The 15764-nt window shown below is 60.7% G+C and carries 16 protein-coding genes, 4 tRNA genes and 1 pseudogene; 6 read left to right on the top strand and 15 right to left on the bottom strand.

The annotated features are described in order from the left end of the window. The first annotated feature begins 359 nt into the window (after positions 1–359). A complete protein-coding gene (locus DTF_RS0117670) occupies positions 360–707 on the top strand; it encodes a helix-turn-helix domain-containing protein (RefSeq protein WP_027716401.1) in 348 nt (115 codons plus the stop codon). Beyond that, entirely contained in the window at positions 707–1936 is a 1230-nt protein-coding gene (locus DTF_RS0117665) for a type II toxin-antitoxin system HipA family toxin (protein WP_027716400.1), read from the top strand. Before DTF_RS0117670 ends, DTF_RS0117665 begins: the two co-directional genes overlap by 1 nt. A gap of 197 nt (positions 1937–2133) precedes the next feature. Here the strand turns inward: DTF_RS0117665 and DTF_RS0117660 are convergent. The 10 genes from DTF_RS0117660 to DTF_RS24280 all read right to left on the bottom strand — a co-directional run bounded on the left by DTF_RS0117660 (position 2134) and on the right by DTF_RS24280 (position 7771). Then, positions 2134–2221: transfer RNA gene (locus DTF_RS0117660), tRNA-Ser, on the bottom strand. Positions 2222–2228: 7 nt separating this feature from the next. Then, entirely contained in the window at positions 2229–2702 is a 474-nt protein-coding gene (tadA, locus tag DTF_RS0117655; RefSeq protein WP_369798629.1) for a tRNA adenosine(34) deaminase TadA, read from the bottom strand. A 161-nt stretch (positions 2703–2863) separates the two neighbouring features. Then, a tRNA-Arg gene (locus tag DTF_RS0117650) sits at positions 2864–2940 on the bottom strand. Positions 2941–2966: 26 nt separating this feature from the next. Continuing rightward, positions 2967–3470, bottom strand: coding sequence for a DUF2155 domain-containing protein (locus DTF_RS0117645; RefSeq protein WP_027716398.1), 504 nt, complete (start codon positions 3468–3470; stop codon positions 2967–2969). A 24-nt stretch (positions 3471–3494) separates the two neighbouring features. Continuing rightward, positions 3495–3587: transfer RNA gene (locus tag DTF_RS0117640), tRNA-Ser, on the bottom strand. A gap of 65 nt (positions 3588–3652) precedes the next feature. Continuing rightward, positions 3653–3738: transfer RNA gene (locus tag DTF_RS0117635), tRNA-Ser, on the bottom strand. Positions 3739–3751: 13 nt separating this feature from the next. Further along, positions 3752–5023 (bottom strand): serine--tRNA ligase, encoded by a 1272-nt coding sequence (serS, locus tag DTF_RS0117630; RefSeq protein ID WP_027716397.1) that lies wholly within the window; start codon positions 5021–5023, stop codon positions 3752–3754. A gap of 144 nt (positions 5024–5167) precedes the next feature. Further along, complete coding sequence (locus DTF_RS0117625) at positions 5168–5746, bottom strand: HD domain-containing protein (RefSeq protein WP_027716396.1); 579 nt, start codon at positions 5744–5746, stop codon at positions 5168–5170. Positions 5747–5750: 4 nt separating this feature from the next. Next, the gene (locus DTF_RS0117620; protein ID WP_027716395.1) at positions 5751–5960 is read right to left on the bottom strand and encodes a hypothetical protein; all 210 of its coding nucleotides are present in this window, start codon (positions 5958–5960) and stop codon (positions 5751–5753) included. Positions 5961–6034: 74 nt separating this feature from the next. Beyond that, entirely contained in the window at positions 6035–7771 is a 1737-nt protein-coding gene (locus tag DTF_RS24280) for a DEAD/DEAH box helicase (RefSeq protein ID WP_035057832.1), read from the bottom strand. A 289-nt stretch (positions 7772–8060) separates the two neighbouring features. On the opposite strand from DTF_RS24280, the gene DTF_RS0117610 reads away from it, so the two are divergent. From DTF_RS0117610 to DTF_RS24275, 3 genes are read left to right on the top strand one after another with little or no spacing between them, the layout of a single operon-like run. Next, the gene (locus DTF_RS0117610; RefSeq protein WP_027716394.1) at positions 8061–8432 is read left to right on the top strand and encodes a YajD family HNH nuclease; all 372 of its coding nucleotides are present in this window, start codon (positions 8061–8063) and stop codon (positions 8430–8432) included. 5 nt (positions 8433–8437) lie between these two features. Continuing rightward, positions 8438–9097, top strand: coding sequence for a methyltransferase (locus DTF_RS0117605; RefSeq protein ID WP_027716393.1), 660 nt, complete (start codon positions 8438–8440; stop codon positions 9095–9097). Between the two features lie 34 nt (positions 9098–9131). Further along, positions 9132–10391: an MFS transporter gene (locus tag DTF_RS24275; protein ID WP_081703063.1), complete on the top strand. Its 1260-nt coding sequence runs from the start codon at positions 9132–9134 to the stop codon at positions 10389–10391. On the opposite strand, the gene DTF_RS0117595 is transcribed toward DTF_RS24275, so the two are convergent. Further along, complete coding sequence (locus DTF_RS0117595) at positions 10388–11260, bottom strand: EamA family transporter (protein WP_027716392.1); 873 nt, start codon at positions 11258–11260, stop codon at positions 10388–10390. The genes DTF_RS24275 and DTF_RS0117595 overlap by 4 nt on opposite strands. A 195-nt stretch (positions 11261–11455) precedes the next feature. Here DTF_RS0117595 and DTF_RS0117590 point away from each other — a divergent pair, with 195 nt between their 5' ends. After that, positions 11456–12868: an aspartate ammonia-lyase gene (locus DTF_RS0117590; protein ID WP_027716391.1), complete on the top strand. Its 1413-nt coding sequence runs from the start codon at positions 11456–11458 to the stop codon at positions 12866–12868. A gap of 97 nt (positions 12869–12965) precedes the next feature. On the opposite strand, the gene bfr is transcribed toward DTF_RS0117590, so the two are convergent. The 4 genes and pseudogenes from bfr to DTF_RS26715 form a co-directional block, all read right to left on the bottom strand. Then, the gene (bfr, locus tag DTF_RS27860) at positions 12966–13433 is read right to left on the bottom strand and encodes a bacterioferritin (protein ID WP_027716390.1); all 468 of its coding nucleotides are present in this window, start codon (positions 13431–13433) and stop codon (positions 12966–12968) included. Between the two features lie 312 nt (positions 13434–13745). Next, positions 13746–14219, bottom strand: a complete 474-nt coding sequence (locus DTF_RS0117580; RefSeq protein ID WP_027716389.1) for a GDYXXLXY domain-containing protein — start codon at positions 14217–14219, stop codon at positions 13746–13748. After that, positions 14216–15265 (bottom strand): DUF4401 domain-containing protein, encoded by a 1050-nt coding sequence (locus tag DTF_RS0117575; RefSeq protein ID WP_027716388.1) that lies wholly within the window; start codon positions 15263–15265, stop codon positions 14216–14218. Before DTF_RS0117575 ends, DTF_RS0117580 begins: the two co-directional genes overlap by 4 nt. After that, positions 15258–15764, bottom strand: a pseudogene (locus tag DTF_RS26715) (hypothetical protein); the annotation flags it as partial. The pseudogene DTF_RS26715 and the gene DTF_RS0117575, both read right to left, overlap by 8 nt.

The following is a 15764-nucleotide window of genomic DNA, read 5'->3' as shown; positions in this document are numbered from 1 at the left end:
CTGCAAGCCAAAAGGCCCAGCCGAAAGCGGCTGGGCCTTTTGGCTTTATCTGGCAGAGGGGGTAGTATTCGAACCCCCAACGCGGCCACTCTCCAAAGCAGATGATTCGCAAGAAGTACCTGTTGAATCAACAGGTTGCGGCATCCCTAAAAGGAGCACTCCTGCCTCCATTCCTAGCATTTCCCCGCCAGATCCGCCTCTCCCAGGAAAGTTTTGGCGGCAGACCAAGGCGGCCGACATGCCGGGAGACCTCTCAGCCCGGATGATCGGCCCATAACCTCTTTCCGCTGCCGGGAAAGACTTGACCTGAATAATTTTGTGCTATATAATACCCACAAAATGGTTATTGGGGGCATTATATGGCTCGAAAAACCCTCGGGAGCGAAGGTCTCCCATCCACTCCTCAACGCGCCGTAAAGGCGGTCGGCACTCACATCCAGACGGCCAGAAAACGGCGGGGCTGGACCCTGGAGGAGATGTCCGGCGCCATGCTGGTCACCCGCAAGACACTTTCCCGCCTGGAGTCCGGGGACCCCTCCGTCAGCCTCGCCGTCCTGGCGGCGGCGCTCCATGCTCTGGACATGGTCGAGGATCTGACGCAGATCGCCGCCCCGGACAAGGACACGGTGGGGCTCTTCCATGAAAAGCAGCGCCTTCCCCGGCGGGTGCGGAAGAAAAAAACCCCGGCCGATGAACTGGACTTCTGATGGCGACCGAACGAAAATCCTACGTCTTCATCTACCTGCCGGATGAGACCACCGCCGTTCCGGCCGGAGTGTTCACCCATTATCCCGACGACCGCATCGGGCGCTTCGCCTACGGCCGCCGCTACCTGGAACGTCCCAACGCACTGCCGGTGGACCCAGTCGCCCTGCCCTTGGGGAGTACGCCCCGGGATGTCTCGGCCAATGGCGGCCTGTACGGGGCGTTCCGCGACGCCTCCCCCGACTACTGGGGCCGCCTGGTCATGGCCGCCGGGTTGAAGTCCGCCCCCGAGGCCCTGACGGAGATGGATTACCTCCTGCAGGCCAACGCCTCCCGGGTCGGCAACCTCGACTTCCGCGAGGATCTTGAGCAGGGAGAGCCGCCAATGGCCCCTCCTGCCTTCCAGGCGCTCGATGAGCTGCTTGAGGCGGCATCTTTGCTGCAGGCGGGGGAGCAGGTCAGCCAGGAACTGCTGCGCCTGCTGGAACAGGGCACCAGCGTCGGCGGCGCCCGGCCGAAATGCACGGTGGAGCTGGAGGACGCCCTCTGGATCGCCAAGTTCCCGGCGCGGGGGGACACCGTCAACTTTCCCCGCCTGGAATATGCGACCCTGGACCTGGCCCGGGCCTGCGGCATCACCGTGCCGGCAACGCACCTGATACAGGCTGGTGGCAAGGACGTCCTGCTGATCCGGCGCTTCGACCGGGAAAAGTCGACGACCGGCTACCTGCGCTTCGGCTTTCTGAGCGCCCTCTCCCTGATGGAATGGGATGAATGGGACCGGCCCGACTGGAGCTATCAGGCACTCGCCGACCGGATGCGCGCCGCCATCCTGGCCCAACCAGCTCAACTCCACGAACTCTTCAGAAGAATGGTATTCAACGTCCTGTGCCGCAACACGGACGATCATCCCCGCAACCACGGGTTTGTCCGGGGAGAAAAAGGGCTGGCGCTCTCTCCGGCCTACGACATAGTGCCGAACCCGACCCGTCCCGGCGTGGGGACGGAGTTCTCACTGTGCATGGCGCTGGGGGAGCGGGGCCGGGAAGGATCGCTGAAGAACGCCCTCAGCATGTCTCCGCGATTCGGACTGGGCAGGGAGGAGGCAGAGCAGGTGGTGGCCGAAATGCGCTCGTGCGTCACGCGCTGGGAGGAGCATTATCGGGGTCACGGCCTTTCGGCCGGGGACATCGAAGCGATCCGCGGATGCTTCACCTTGACAACCATGTGACAGCGGTGAAGCCCCTTGGGGCGATCGGGAGAAATTCCCGGATGTTGCACAAACAACGTAACGCAGGACTCTACACACTAGAGACATAATTCCAATCCATTTGCGTCATCGCTCATCGCCTCCGACTCCGGTCTCACTGCAAGGACGACCAAAAAACAAAGAGCCCAGCCGCTTCCGGCTGAGCCCTTGTTTTTATCTGGCGGAGGGGGTGGGATTCGAACCCACGGTACCTTGCGGTACAACAGATTTCGAGTCTGTCACCTTCGACCTCTCGGACACCCCTCCGCAAGTCTTATATTCGGGATTTCCTCTGTGCCCGCAACTCGCGGAAAAAACCGCTCAATATCTCACTGCATTCATGCCCCAGCACCCCCTCGTCGACTGCAACCCGGTGGTTGAAACGCTCGTCCCGGGAGAAATCATAGATGGAACCGGCGGCTCCGGCCCGGGGATCCCGGCAGGCGTAAACCAAACGGGGGATTCTGGCCAGGATAATGGCCCCCATGCACATGACGCACGGCTCGAGGGTGACATAGATGGTGCTGTCTAGAAGACGCCAGGAATCGAGCGCCACTGCCGCCTGGCGGATGGCAATCATTTCGGCGTGGGTGGTCGGGTCGTTGCTCGACTCCCGCAGGTTGTGGCCGCGGCCGATGACCGCACCTCCGTGCACCACCACCGCACCGATGGGAACCTCTCCCAGAGCCTCCGCGATTCGAGCCTCTTCCAAGGCTGCCGCCATGAAGGTCTGATCCTGACTGTCAATGTGCTCCACCCACGTCCCTTGTCCCCTGCTTCCGCCTCCCGAGGCAGAGAACTTTTACCACGATCCGGGGATAAAAACAAGAGAGGATGTGCGTCCTGGTGTGGTGGAAGCCGGTAATCAAAAAGCCCCCGCACTGGAGAGTGCGGGGGCCTTGCATTTAGTGGCGCGCCACGAGAGATTCGAACTCCCGGCCTTCTGATCCGTAGTCAGACGCTCTATCCAGCTGAGCTAGTGGCGCACATCAGGACGCATATATTTGCCGACTCAGCTCTTTTTGTCAACCCTTTTTTTCTCGGTCGGTATGAAATCAACCAGTGCAAAACTGTACCGGGAATGCTTGAAAGAATGGACCCCCGGGTAGAGACTGAAAAGCCAACCCCTGAAGACCTCCTCCCCCTCTTCTCTGATCACGATCTGAGCGGCAGGATTACTGGTTTTATTGCTGGCCGAGGTCATCCTCGTGCCGTCCATGACGAAGGCGGGCAGGAAATTTAAAACATCGATGGTGAGTTGTGTATTCTCCACCGTGAATGTTGATCCGATCTCCACGGTGTAGATGTCCCGCTCCCCCGCGTCCTGATCGGTTATGGCGATTCGGACCGACTTCCACTGCCCCTTCACTTCTTCAGGAATAACGACCTCGGTGAGTTTTCTCTGGACCGGAGCCGTCGGCTTGACCACGGCCTGCTCTTCCCTGCGGTCACACCCGACAGCGCCAGACAGCAGGGTGACAAGGACAATGACCGGTAACCGCAAAAACCAGGACATCCGTTTACCGCTCTGAATGTAAAATGGCGGAGAGGGAGGGATTCGAACCCTCGGTACAGGTTTCCCCGTACACTCGCTTAGCAGGCGAGCGCCTTCAGCCGACTCGGCCACCTCTCCGTATGAAATATTACGTCTTCTAATCTCTTTTCCCGGGTCGCCGCCAAGATCGTGCGTTGAAATTCTGGCGGAGGAGGTAGGATTCGAACCCACGGTGCTTTCGCACAACGGTTTTCAAGACCGCCGCCTTAAGCCACTCGGCCACTCCTCCATGGATATCTGTCCTAGCCGCTGATCCGCTCCATCCCCCCCATGTAGGGACGCAGGGCGTTCGGAACGACGATCGAGCCGTCCGCCTGCTGGTAGTTCTCGAGGATGGCCACCAAGGTACGTCCGACGGCCAGTCCGGAGCCGTTCAGGGTATGAACCAGTTCGGGCTTTGCCCCTTCTTCCCGGCGGAACCGGATGCCGGCCCGGCGGGATTGGAAGTCCCGAAAATTCGAGCAGGATGAAATCTCCCGGAAAAGACCCTGTGCAGGAAGCCAGACCTCGATATCGTAGGTTCGGGCTGCGGAAAACCCCAGATCACCCGTGCAAAGGTCGACAACCCGGTAGGGAAGCTCCAGACGTCGGAGGACCTCTTCGGCATCACCGAGCAGCCCATCAAGTTCCGAATCCGAATGCTCCGGCCGCACGAATTTGACCAACTCCACCTTGTTGAACTGATGCTGGCGTATCAATCCCCGGGTGTCCCGGCCATGGGAGCCGGCCTCCTTGCGGAAGCAGGGGGTATAGGCCGTGTAGCACAGCGGTAACTCCGCCGCGGAGAGGATCTCATTCCGGTGGATATTGGTCACCGGAACCTCGGCGGTGGGGATCAGGAAGAGGTCCACTCCCTCGGTATGGAAAAGATCGTCCTCGAACTTGGGGAGCTGTCCGGTCCCCGTCATGGACTCCCTGTTTACCATAAAGGGAGGCAATATTTCAATATATTTGTGTTCGCCGGTGTGCAGGTCGAGCATGAAGTTGATCAGCGCCCGCTCGAGCCGCGCCCCGGCCCCACGGTAGATGACAAAGCGGGCGCCGGAGAGCTTCGCGGCGCGTTCAAAGTCCAGAATACCGAGGTCTTCGCCGAGATCCCAGTGGGCCTTCGGCTTAAAATCGAAATCGCGGATATTTCCCCAGCGGCGCACCTCGCGGTTGTCCTCCTCGGAGGCGCCCACAGGGCACTCTTCGTGAGGAATATTGGGGATCACCATCAAAAACGTCTGCAGCTGCTCCTCGACCGTCTTGAGCTCCTCGTCCAGATCTTTGATCCGGGAGGAAACTTCCTTCATCCGGGCGATTTCGTCCCGCACCTCGCTCTTGTCCCTGGTCCTGCCGATCAGGGCCGAAACCCGGTTCTTCTCCGCCTTGAGCGTCTCCGACTCGCCGAGAAGTCCCCGCCGGCGCCCGTCGAGCTCGCCGAAGGCGGTCAGATCCACCGCACCGCCGCGGGCAGCAAGGCGGCGTTGCGCCTCATCCAGATTGTCGCGAAGATATTTGATGTCGAGCATTGGTCATTCCGTGAGACGTGAGGGTGGGGCGCAAAACCCGAAAGAGCATAACTGACAAATCTTTACACGCTTTTTAATAAGATTGGCTTTTTAACACTTCTTCCGCAGGTCGTCAAGCCCCGAGTCCCGCAGCCTGATTCCTGATCACTCACTCCTCTTGCCCTTGACCCACCATTCGCTGTCCTCGTCGAACCACCAGCGGGTGGAGTCGGTCTCCCAGACGGTCTCCGCCAGGCGGCGGGCCGATTCGGTCCGGAGCCTGCGCATGGCGAACGGGTACCACTCGTCGGCGTAGCGATTGCCAAGATCCTTGTATTCCTTTAGGGCGAGGATCATCTCCAACTGGTCGGCATCGTGAGCGATGAGCGCCTCGCGGCTCTGCCCGGCGGCGAACTCCTCGATCATCAGCTGGTAATCGGCGCCAAAAGGAAGGGTACGGGCCAGGTCCTGAACGGCCCTTTGTTCGTCAACGGTCACATATTTCTTGTTGACGTAATTGAGGTCCCCTGTGCGAGCTTCGGGGATGTCATGGAAGAGGCAGAGCTGCACCACCCGCCCCACATCGATTTCCCCGTCCATACGCGCCAGGGTGTAGCCGATGATCGCCGTTCGGAAGGAATGCTCCGCCACCGATTCGGCTCCCGACCCGAGAAACTGAAAGCCTGTTCGCGGGGTCCGCTTCAGCATGCCGACTTCGAAGAAAAAATTGGCAAGATTTTTCATGGCCTTACTTCTCTTCCAGAAGCGGCTTGAGAAACCTTTCGAAGGTGACCTTTTGCTTGGAGGTCAACAGATCGACATTCCCTTCGTTATCGAGCAGAAAGGTGCCGACGCCGATGACTGTTCTGGCCAGATAGCCTGTCCCGGCAACACTCTTTTCGATCTCATCGATTCGGTTGTTGATCAGATCATCCAGCAAGTCCAGGTCGAGTTCCATTTTCTGTTCTCCAACAGCTTTAAAGTGTATCTATCGCGTGAGTATAAAAGATCGTGGGCGGGCGTTCAAGGGAGTCACTTCCCCCGCCGGGTATGGGGCGGCTTTCTGCCGCCGGGCTTGAACCGCGGCTGCCCTCCCCCCTTGCCGAAGGTCCGCTTCCCGGGATGTTTCTCCTGGCGCGCCTCGCCCGGTCCGGTATCGACGCTGAGCTTGAGCTGCTGGCCGCAGACCCAGACGTCCTGGAGGAGGCTGAAGGTTTCCTGCGGCATCTTCTGCGGCAGGTCAACGAGGCTGAATTCATGAAAGAGCTTGATGGCGCCGATGGCGCCGCTGCTGATCTGGGCTTCGTTCGTGATGGCGCCGACAATATGCCTCGGCTCCACGCCGTGGACGCGGCCGACCTCGATGCGGTAGCGCCGCATCCCGGCGCCACCGGCGGATTTCGCAGAGCGGGGGGCCGGCGCCTCCTCCACCTCCGGAGCTTCGACAGGCCCTTCGTGCTGCAGAGGCTTTTCCTTCTGCAACAGGTAAACGAGAGTGGCGGCGATACGTCTGAAGCCGACATCGTACTCGTCCTGGTAGCTGTCGATGAACTCCTCGAAAAATTCCAGGTCCTGAGCTTCCATCGCTTCGGCGATCTGCTCTTTGAAGAGACCAATGCGGCGGTCGGTAATGTCTTTGCGGCTCGGCAGGCTCATCGCCTTGATCGGCTGGCGGGTGGCCTGCTCGATGGCATAAAGCATCCGCCGCTCCCGCGGGGCGACGAAGAGGATCGCCTTCCCCTCACGCCCCGCCCGCCCGGTGCGTCCGATGCGATGAATGTAGGCCTCGGTGTCGTAGGGGATGTCGTAGTTGACCACATGGCTGATCCGCTTCACATCCAGGCCGCGGGCGGCAACATCGGTGGCGACGACGATATCGAGAGAGCCGTTCTTGAGCCGCTCGATCGTCTTCTCCCGAAGCGCCTGGGTCATGTCGCCGTTCAGGGGGGCGCAGGAGAAGCCCCGGGCCTCGAGCTTCTCGGCAAGCTCCACGGTGGCGGTCTTGGTGCGGGCGAAGACGAGCATGGCGTCGATCTCTTCGGCCTCCAGGATCCGGGTCAGGGCATCGAGCTTGTGCAGCCCCTTGACTTGCCAGAACCACTGGGAGATGGTTTCGACAGTGGAGGTCTTGCTCTTGATGCGGATCTCGACCGGATCCTTCAGGTGGCGCCTGGCAATCTGAAGAACCTCCTTCGGCATGGTGGCGCTGAAGAGAGCGGTCTGCTTCCCCACCGGAGTATGCTCGAGGATCTGCTCCACATCATCGATGAAGCCCATTTTGAGCATTTCGTCGGCCTCGTCCACCACGACGCAGGAGAGGCGGTCGAGTCTCAGTGTGCCGCGGCGCAGGTGGTCCTGGATGCGCCCCGGGGTGCCGACCACAGCCTGCACGCCGCGCTGCAACTGGCGCAGCTGCTGAAGCATGTTCTGGCCGCCGTAAACGGGCAGCACCTGGAAGCCGGGAAGGTGGCGGGCATAGGTCTGCATCGCCTCAGCGACCTGCAGTGCCAGCTCGCGGGTGGGGGTCAGCACCAGGATCTGCGGGTATTTCAGCGAGGGATCGAGGCGGCTGAGCAGAGGCAGGGAAAAGGCGGCGGTCTTGCCGGTGCCTGTCTGGGCCTGGCCGAGCAGGTCCCGGCCCGCAAGAAGGGGGGGTATGCTCTGGGCCTGGATCGGTGAGGGGACCTCGTAGCCGACCTCGTCGATGACCTTGTAGATGGCAGGGGCGAGCGACAGTTGGGCGAAACTGGGTATGGTTTCTTCAGTCATTAAAAAGCCTGTATGTAAAGTGCTCTGAAGGGATGGCGGATAGAGCGGAGTTGAGGATTCCGAATAATGTTCCAGTCTAACCCATCTCATGTATAAGAAGCTAACTTTTTTCAGGTGATGGACTATGGTTCGAGATTCGGCTTCATCAGCGTGAAAGGGGTAGTATGATTAAAAAGAGCTCCATCTTGGCACCGACATCTGATAAAGTAGCTCCCTGTGATGAAAAAAATGGAAAGGCCCCGCAACTGCGAACCCGAAGTTCCAATCTGAACAGGATCCAGGAGTTATCATGACCGATTCCGATGCCACACGACATGACCAGATCGTCGCGGAGATGCGCAAGGAAGAGCAGAGGCGCCAGGCCGGATACCGGGAGAAGGCGTTGAAACTCTTCCCCCACGTCTGCGGCCGCTGCACCCGCGAATTCGAAGGAAAAAAACTGCGCGAACTGACGGTGCACCACAGGGATCACAACCATGACAACAATCCGCCCGACGGCAGCAACTGGGAACTGCTGTGTCTCTACTGCCACGACCACGAGCATACCCGCGGCGTGCAGGAGCAGCGCAGCGAAGACGCCCCAGCCGATCGCCGGGACCGACCCTCGCTGGCCCACTCCCCCTTCGCCGCCCTCGCCGACCGGTTCAAGAAGTCTGAGTAGGTGCCGTGGACCGATCCTCCCGCAATCGCCTCAACGACCGCCACCTCTCCCGATTTGGCGGAGACACCCTGTTCGAACGCCTCGGCCGGTCCGTCTGCCATGCCGGGTGTCTGCCGCGAAAAGAGCTCTTCGAGGCCTGGGAGACGGCCCGCAGGGTGCGGCGCCGTTTCCGAGGAGGGCGGGTGGTCGATATGGCTTGCGGGCACGGCCTTCTGGCCTACACCCTGTTGCTTCTCGACGACAGCTCCCCGGAGGCGCTGGCTGTCGACCTGCACGTCCCTGAAAGCGCAGCTGCGCTGGCCGCAGCCCTGGAAGAGACATGGCCCCGTCTACGCGGGCGTGTCCGGTTTGAGCAGAGAGGAATCGAGCAGATTCCCCTTACCCCGAACGACCTCGTTGTTTCCGTTCATGCCTGCGGAAAGCTGACTGACCTTGTTCTGGACAGGGCGATAGACTCCGGTGCCCGGGTCGCAGTGCTGCCGTGCTGCCACAACCTGGACGAGGGGGATACGGGAGGCCTGCAGGGGTGGATGGGCGGCCCGATGGCGGTGGATGCCACCCGGGCGGCACGGCTGCGCTCTCAAGGCTACAAGGTTTACACACAAACCATTCCAGTGGACATCACCCCTAAAAACCGGTTATTGCTCGCAGAGCCGGCGTCATAATTTGCCATAAAATCTACCGTCAAGGATCGTGCCCATGCCGATAACCGCAGCCAGACTCCTCCGCGTCTTCATCCCCTTCGCTTTCGGCTATTTCCTCTCCTACCTTTTCCGCACGGTCAATGCTGTCATCGCCCCCGACCTTGCGGCCGACGCCGGACTGGACCCGGCCGCCCTCGGCCTGCTGACCTCCGCCTACTTCCTCACCTTCGCCGCCTTTCAGCTCCCCCTCGGCGTTCTGCTCGACCGCTTCGGTCCGCGGCGGGTGGAGGCGAGCCTGCTTGTGGTCGCCGCCGCCGGCGCCCTGGTCTTCGCCCGGGCCGAAGGGGTGACCGGACTGGTTATCGGCAGGGCCCTCATCGGACTCGGGGTTTCGGCATGCCTGATGGCGGCCTTCAAGGCCTTTTCATCCTGGCTGCCTCCCGAGCGGCTGCCGCTGGCCAATTCCGTTCAGATGGTCTCGGGCGGCATCGGCGCCCTGACCGCCACGGCCCCGGTGGAAGCCGCCCTTCGGCTCACCGACTGGAGGGGCGTCTTCCTGATTCTGGCGGCGCTGACTCTCCTTGCCGCCCTCGCCATTTTTCTGGTCGTCCCGGAGAGGCCCGATCACCACAGCGGCGAGACCCTCGGCGAAGCGCTGCGCGGCGTCGCCACCATCTATACCAGCCGCTCCTTCTGGCGCCTGGCGCCCTGGGCGATCCTGACCCAGGCCACCTATCTGTCGATTCAGGGGCTGTGGTCCGGCCCCTGGCTGAGGGATGTCGCCGGGCTGGAACGAACGACGGTCGCCGAGATGCTTCTGCTCGTCGCCGCGGCGATGATTATCGGTTTCTTTGCCTTCGGTGCGTTGACGGACCATCTGAGCCGGCGGGGCGTGCCGCCGATCCGGGTCGCCGCCGCCGGCATGACCGCCTTCATGGCGGTGCAACTCCTGCTCCTGGGACAATGGAATGCCCTGACAATCCCTCTCTGGTTTCTTTTCGGCCTCAGCGGGACCTCAGCCATCCTCCCCTACGCCATCCTCTCCCAAACCTTTCCCCGTCATCTCGCCGGCCGGGCCAATACGGCACTCAATCTGCCTGTCTTCCTGGCGGCTTTCGCAGTCCAGTGGGGGATCGGGGTCCTCATCAGTGCCTGGCCGGAAACGGCCACCGGCTACCATCCGAACGGCTACCGTGCGGCTTTCGGGCTCCTCCTTCTGCTGCAAGGGGGAGCGGCGCTGTGGTTCTGGTGGGACGGACGGAAAAAGCCGGAGCCGGCCAGGATAACTCTCAGAGAGGGGGGAGGCGGATCTTAACCGATGCGCACCAGCAGAACGCCTGCGAGGATGAGGCTGGTGGCGAGGACACGGATCCGGCCGCAGGCTTCGCCGAGAAAGAGAATTCCGATCAACACACCGATCAGGAGACTGACTTGGCGTGCAGGGACGGCATAACTCATGGGCGCCATCTGCAGGGCATAGCGGAAAGAAAGAAAGGAGCCCAGCATGACGGGGCCTGAAAGAATGACCAGGGTGCGATTCTGTCGCCACTCCTGCAGGATCCGGCCCCGATAGCGTGGGCGCAGGAGATTGAGCGACATGATCAGCAACATGGCCATCACCAGAAGGTAGGTAAAATAGAGGGGCGAATAGGAGCTGATTCCGGTTTTGTCGATGACGGCTCCGATGGAGTAGAGAAAGCCGGCGGCAAGCGCCGCCTGCACCGAGGGATCGGTCAGATTGCGGAAAGGGCGTAGAATTTCGTCGGAGGTCAGGCGGCGCAGCTGAATACAGTACGCCCCTGTCAGGATCAGCAGAATGCCTGCGATGCCTGGGGATGAGAGGGTTTCCCCCAGAAGCCATATTCCCCATACCGGAACATAGAGTATGGCCGTCTGCGCCAGGGGATAGGTCAGGGACAAATCGCCATTGCAATAGGCTCGGCCGGTGAAAAGGTGGTAGAGAACGAAGCAGGTTCCCCCGGCTGCGGCCAGCAGCAGGAGCGTGACCGTCGGCTGCGGGAAGGCTCCGGGGAGCACCAGGAGCAGAAGGTTGAACAGCCCCCCTGAAAGAAGAAACATCCACCAGATGAAGACCGTCTTGTCGTGACTGCGCTTGACCAGCAGGTTCCACAAGGCATGCATCAGGGCGGAGAAAAGTATCAACATGAAGGCTGCGCTGCTCATTCCAACATCCTAGCGCATGCGCGTTAAGTTAGCGAGAATAAAATATTGATGCATAAAATCAGTTTCACTAAACGGCTTCTAAGGATTCATGTTGACACAGGGTCTCCAATTGCTATGCTCAAGTAGTTGCAGCCGCGAAAGAGCTCGGAATGTTTATACTTTAGTCCAACATGATCGTCTTTTGAGAGGAATGTCATGTCGAATACCCGCATCGAAAAAGACTCCATGGGAGAGATGGAAATTCCCGCCCAGGCTCTCTACGGCGCACAGACCGCCCGGGCTCTGGCCAATTTCCCCATCTCCGGCCAGCGTTTTCCGCGCTCCTTCATCCGGGGCTTGGGATTGATAAAGGAGCACGCCGCCCATGTCAATATGGAACTGGGTCTGTTGCACAAGGAACGCGCCATGGCGATCATGGAGGCCGCCGAGGAGGTCATCGAGGGGAAACTTGACGATCACTTCGTCCTCGACATCTTCCAGACCGGCTCCGGCACCAGCACCAACATGAACGCCAACGAGGTGATCGCCAACCGCGCCGCCCAGCTCCTCGATCAGGCCGTGGGCGGCCGTTCCGTCCACCCCAACGACCATGTCAACCTCGGGCAGTCCAGCAACGACGTCATTCCCACGGTCCTGCACCTTGCCGCCGCCGTAGAGATCCGGCACACCCTGGTCCCGGCCCTGTTCGCCCTGCAGGAGGCCTTGGGGGAGAAGGCGCTCGCCTTCGACGACATCGTCACCATCGGCCGCACCCACCTCCAGGACGCCGTCCCCGTGCGCCTCGGGCAGATCTTCTCCGGTTATGCTCGCCAGGTCTCCCTCTCCATCCGGCGCCTGGAGACGTCCATGGAGGGGCTTTTTGAGCTTCCCCTCGGCGGAACGGCGCTGGGGACCGGCCTCAATACCCACCCCCGCTTCGCCGCCGCGGTCATTACGAGGCTTGCCGAAGTGACCGGTCTGCCTCTGCGCGAGGCCAGGAACCATTTCGAGGCCCAAGGCGCCCGGGACGCCGCAGTGGCCGCCAGCGGGACGTTGAAGGGGTGCGCCGCCGCCCTGTTCAAGATCGCCAACGACATCCGGTTTCTAGGCAGCGGTCCCCGCTGCGGCCTTGGCGAGCTGGTCCTTCCCCCGGTCCAGCCCGGCAGTTCGATCATGCCGGGAAAGGTCAATCCGGTGATGGCCGAAAGCCTCATTCAGGTCTGCGCCCAAGTGGTCGGCAACGACGCCGCGGTGACCCTGGGGGGGCTCTCGGGGAATTTCGAACTCAACGTCATGATGCCTCTGATCGCCCACAATCTGCTCCAGTCGATCGAGATTCTCGCCCGCGCCGTCACCCAGTTCACACAGAAATGCGTCCTTGGCCTCGAGGCTGACCGGCGACGCTGCGAAGCACTGGTCGAGGAGAGCCTGGCCATGGCCACCGCCCTGGCTCCGGCCATCGGCTACGACCGGGCGGCGCAGATCGCCAAGAAAGCCTTTGAATCGGGCAAAACCGTGCGGGAAACGGCCTTGACAGAGCAGGTGCTTTCCCGGGAGGAACTGGAAGATATTCTCGATCCGCGGCCGATGACCGAGCCGGGAGTTCCCGGCAGAAGAGAACCTCAATAATCGTAGAGGCCCACGCATACGCCCCATCACAAAAAAGGAAGGCGAAAATCGCCTTCCTTTTTTGTTTAATGATGAACCAGGGGGTAGGGAGGTCCGCTCAGCTGATCTGCTCGCCGAGGTAGATCTGTATCCCCATCTGCTTGATCTGGTCGAATTGCGCCTCGATCCAGTCGACGTGCTCCTCCTCTTCCTGCAGGATCGATTCCAGCAGCTCCTTGGTGCCGTTGTCTCCCGCTTCCATCGATACGCGGATGCTCTCGTTGTATCCCGTGATGGCGGCGGCTTCGGCATTCAGATCGTGCTGATGGATCTTTTCCACACTCTCGCCGATACCTAGCTTGCCGAGCTCGCTGACATTGGGACGACCCTCCAGAAAGAGGATGCGTTCGATGAGTTTTTCGGCGTGCTTCATCTCCTGGATGGAACGCTTCTTGATCACTTCCTTCAAGGTCTCGTAGCGCCAGTTTTCACACATTTCGGCGTGGAGAAAGTACTGGTTGATGGCGGCCAGTTCCTCTTTCAGTCTCAGATTAAGCTGCTCAATGACCTTCTCGTTTCCTTTCATCCGTTCCTCCTTTTCGGGGGTCCATTGGGGCATCACACGCCGCTGCCTGCGGCGTTGGTTTCGACTTAAACCAATTAGCAGATTTATCGAAACATTCAATGGCAGAACCCAAAATAGGCGGCTCTCTTCCCGAATCTTTTCCGCCTTCACCTGCACCGGGACCGGATTGGTCACGATGTCGAAGACGGGAGAGCACTGCTGCGCCAGCTGCACGAGCTCATCGATCTTTTCCTGAGGCGCGTCGGCCCGGATCCGGAATCTCACCAGGATATTCTCATAACCGGCCTCTCGGGGCAGGCGATGGCATGCTGTTTACTCGCATAATCGCCTCAGATCCGCATTCCGCAGCCCCACCAGCACGTTACGCCCTTCCCGATCCACCTTGAGTTCGGCAAAACGGGCCCCGGCACACTGCTCCGCTTTGCCTTGCCCCAGGAAGAAGGATTCCGCCCCCAGCCGCAATTCTCCGCGTTTGCGATAGGACAGAAGATGTTCGTCCGATCGCAGCTCCTCGCCCCGGTGGGGACGTCGGAAGGTCGCCACTCCGTTGCCGTCAAGAGCAATCACCAGACGACCCCTTCCTTCAAGTGCGGCGGCATGCACCTGCCGGGGGAGACGGTACCGCAGGTCCAGATAGTCGCCCTTCATCTGCGAGCGGGGGCTTCCCTCAGCCAAAGGCAGAAGGATCGAGGTTCCTTCGTCCAGGGTGCGCTCCTTCGCCAGGATGAGGCCGTTGACCGTCCCCAGAACCAGAAAAAGGGTTCCCCACAGGATCAACGATCTCATATCTCCTCCCCGGGTCGGAAGGTCGCCAGCCGCCGCACTCCGAGCAGAAGCAGACCGCTGCCGGCAATCACCCAGGCTTTTCTGGCGAGATCGATATCCAGTCCGTCATAATAGAAGCCGAGAAAGACGGGAAGAAAAATCCATCCCAGCACGGTCAGGTAGCGTTCCCCGCGGGCTCTGCCGAGAATGAGCAGGAGCAAGGCCGCCGGCAAGCCGGGTGAGCTGAAGAGTCCGAGAAGCACGCAGGCCGCAGGGAGCCCGATCTTCCAGGGCCCCGGCAGGACGGGCAAGCCGATGGCCGGATGGAAGAGAATGACGACCAGGGCGCCGCACAAAAGCAGACCGGAAGGCCACGACGGGGGGAAAAGGGGAGACGCCTGGTGGACCATCCGGGCGAGGTCGAAACCCAGGAGGGTCAAGGGCAGGAGCAGAGCCACAGCCTTCTCCAGGGGGAAATATGCGGGGGCCCGCCGTTTCCGGACAATCAGCGTCATAAACAGGATCAGCTCGGCCGCCACCATAAGATGAAAAGGCCATAGTACGACTTTCTCCACCATCCATGCAGCGGCCAGGGCAGCCATGGAAAACGTGGCGGCGAAGCGGAAAACGGAACTGGGGAGCAGAGGATAAAGGATCAGACTGAGAAAAAACTGAAGGATCGCAATGACGGCCAGAGTCTCCCCCGGAACGGCGGAGGCGACGCCTGTCAGGATTCCGATATCGCCGGCCAGGGCAAGCGCCAGTGCCATTTGTGAGGCAAAGACCCCTTTGCCCGTCCGGGACAGACCGACCGCGAGCATCAGCCATGCCAGCCCGCACGGCAGCAGACCTTTTCCCTGCAGAATGAACTGCACGAACAGCATCACAAAGACAGCGGCACACCAGGCCCCAACGCCGAGGAGCACACGTACGACCACCGGCTTCGAGGCTTCCTCCGCATATTCCTGAAGACGTATCCCGATAGCTTCAAGCTCGGCCGGAGACAATTCTCCGGTCGAACGCAGAATGTCCACCTGACGACTGACCGCCTCGGCCGTTTCAATCATGCGCCCACTCCTTGGCGGCCGTGGCATCTCCGGCGAGGGTCCTCAGCCATAAGGCGCCTGCGCCCGTAATCATCAGGACAAGCAGGGCAAAAATAAAAAAACTCCCCTCCCCGTCCCCTCCCGCAAAGAGCAGACGCCCGATCAGGACCGACAAAAGGAGGCAGCACGAAGTGATGATCAATCCCAGAGCGACCACATCCGGTAAAGGGCGCCGGTAGCGGATGTATCCTCCTCCCGCCAGCAGAAGCCAGGCTGGAACGCACAGGATCTGCCCAAGAGAGCTGCCTCCCGACAGGATCATTTCGATGATCGGCAGGCATAGAAAGAAGAGGGAAAGGGCGAGCAGAAGGGGGCGAGTCCATTTCTCCTGCAACCACTCAAGGCCGCGGCTCCAACCCTGTTCACGCAGGATGAGAAAAAGGATGTCGATTGTCGCAAGCGAAAGGCCGACTGCGGCGAAATAAAGCCCATAAGCCGGCCCTGCGATGTGAATCCAGAA

This window comes from Desulfuromonas sp. TF, from assembly GCF_000472285.1.
Taxonomy (GTDB): domain Bacteria; phylum Desulfobacterota; class Desulfuromonadia; order Desulfuromonadales; family ATBO01; genus ATBO01.
Note: the sequence above shows the minus strand (reverse complement) of the source record. Positions and strands in the feature narration are given on the sequence as shown.

What these genes read in the sequence shown, in the direction of transcription:
- DTF_RS0117670 (WP_027716401.1), top strand. Translation starts at nt 360, where the DNA reads ATGGCTCGAAAAACCCTCGGGAGCGAAGGTCTCCCATCCACTCCTCAA.
- DTF_RS0117665 (WP_027716400.1), top strand. Translation starts at nt 707, where the DNA reads ATGGCGACCGAACGAAAATCCTACGTCTTCATCTACCTGCCGGATGAG.
- DTF_RS0117645 (WP_027716398.1), bottom strand. Translation starts at nt 3,470, where the DNA reads ATGTCCTGGTTTTTGCGGTTACCGGTCATTGTCCTTGTCACCCTGCTG.
- serS (WP_027716397.1), bottom strand. Translation starts at nt 5,023, where the DNA reads ATGCTCGACATCAAATATCTTCGCGACAATCTGGATGAGGCGCAACGC.
- DTF_RS0117625 (WP_027716396.1), bottom strand. Translation starts at nt 5,746, where the DNA reads ATGAAAAATCTTGCCAATTTTTTCTTCGAAGTCGGCATGCTGAAGCGG.
- DTF_RS0117620 (WP_027716395.1), bottom strand. Translation starts at nt 5,960, where the DNA reads ATGGAACTCGACCTGGACTTGCTGGATGATCTGATCAACAACCGAATC.
- DTF_RS24280 (WP_035057832.1), bottom strand. Translation starts at nt 7,771, where the DNA reads ATGACTGAAGAAACCATACCCAGTTTCGCCCAACTGTCGCTCGCCCCT.
- DTF_RS0117610 (WP_027716394.1), top strand. Translation starts at nt 8,061, where the DNA reads ATGACCGATTCCGATGCCACACGACATGACCAGATCGTCGCGGAGATG.
- DTF_RS24275 (WP_081703063.1), top strand. Translation starts at nt 9,132, where the DNA reads ATGCCGATAACCGCAGCCAGACTCCTCCGCGTCTTCATCCCCTTCGCT.
- DTF_RS0117595 (WP_027716392.1), bottom strand. Translation starts at nt 11,260, where the DNA reads ATGAGCAGCGCAGCCTTCATGTTGATACTTTTCTCCGCCCTGATGCAT.
- DTF_RS0117590 (WP_027716391.1), top strand. Translation starts at nt 11,456, where the DNA reads ATGTCGAATACCCGCATCGAAAAAGACTCCATGGGAGAGATGGAAATT.
- bfr (WP_027716390.1), bottom strand. Translation starts at nt 13,433, where the DNA reads ATGAAAGGAAACGAGAAGGTCATTGAGCAGCTTAATCTGAGACTGAAA.
- DTF_RS0117580 (WP_027716389.1), bottom strand. Translation starts at nt 14,219, where the DNA reads ATGAGATCGTTGATCCTGTGGGGAACCCTTTTTCTGGTTCTGGGGACG.
- DTF_RS0117575 (WP_027716388.1), bottom strand. Translation starts at nt 15,265, where the DNA reads ATGATTGAAACGGCCGAGGCGGTCAGTCGTCAGGTGGACATTCTGCGT.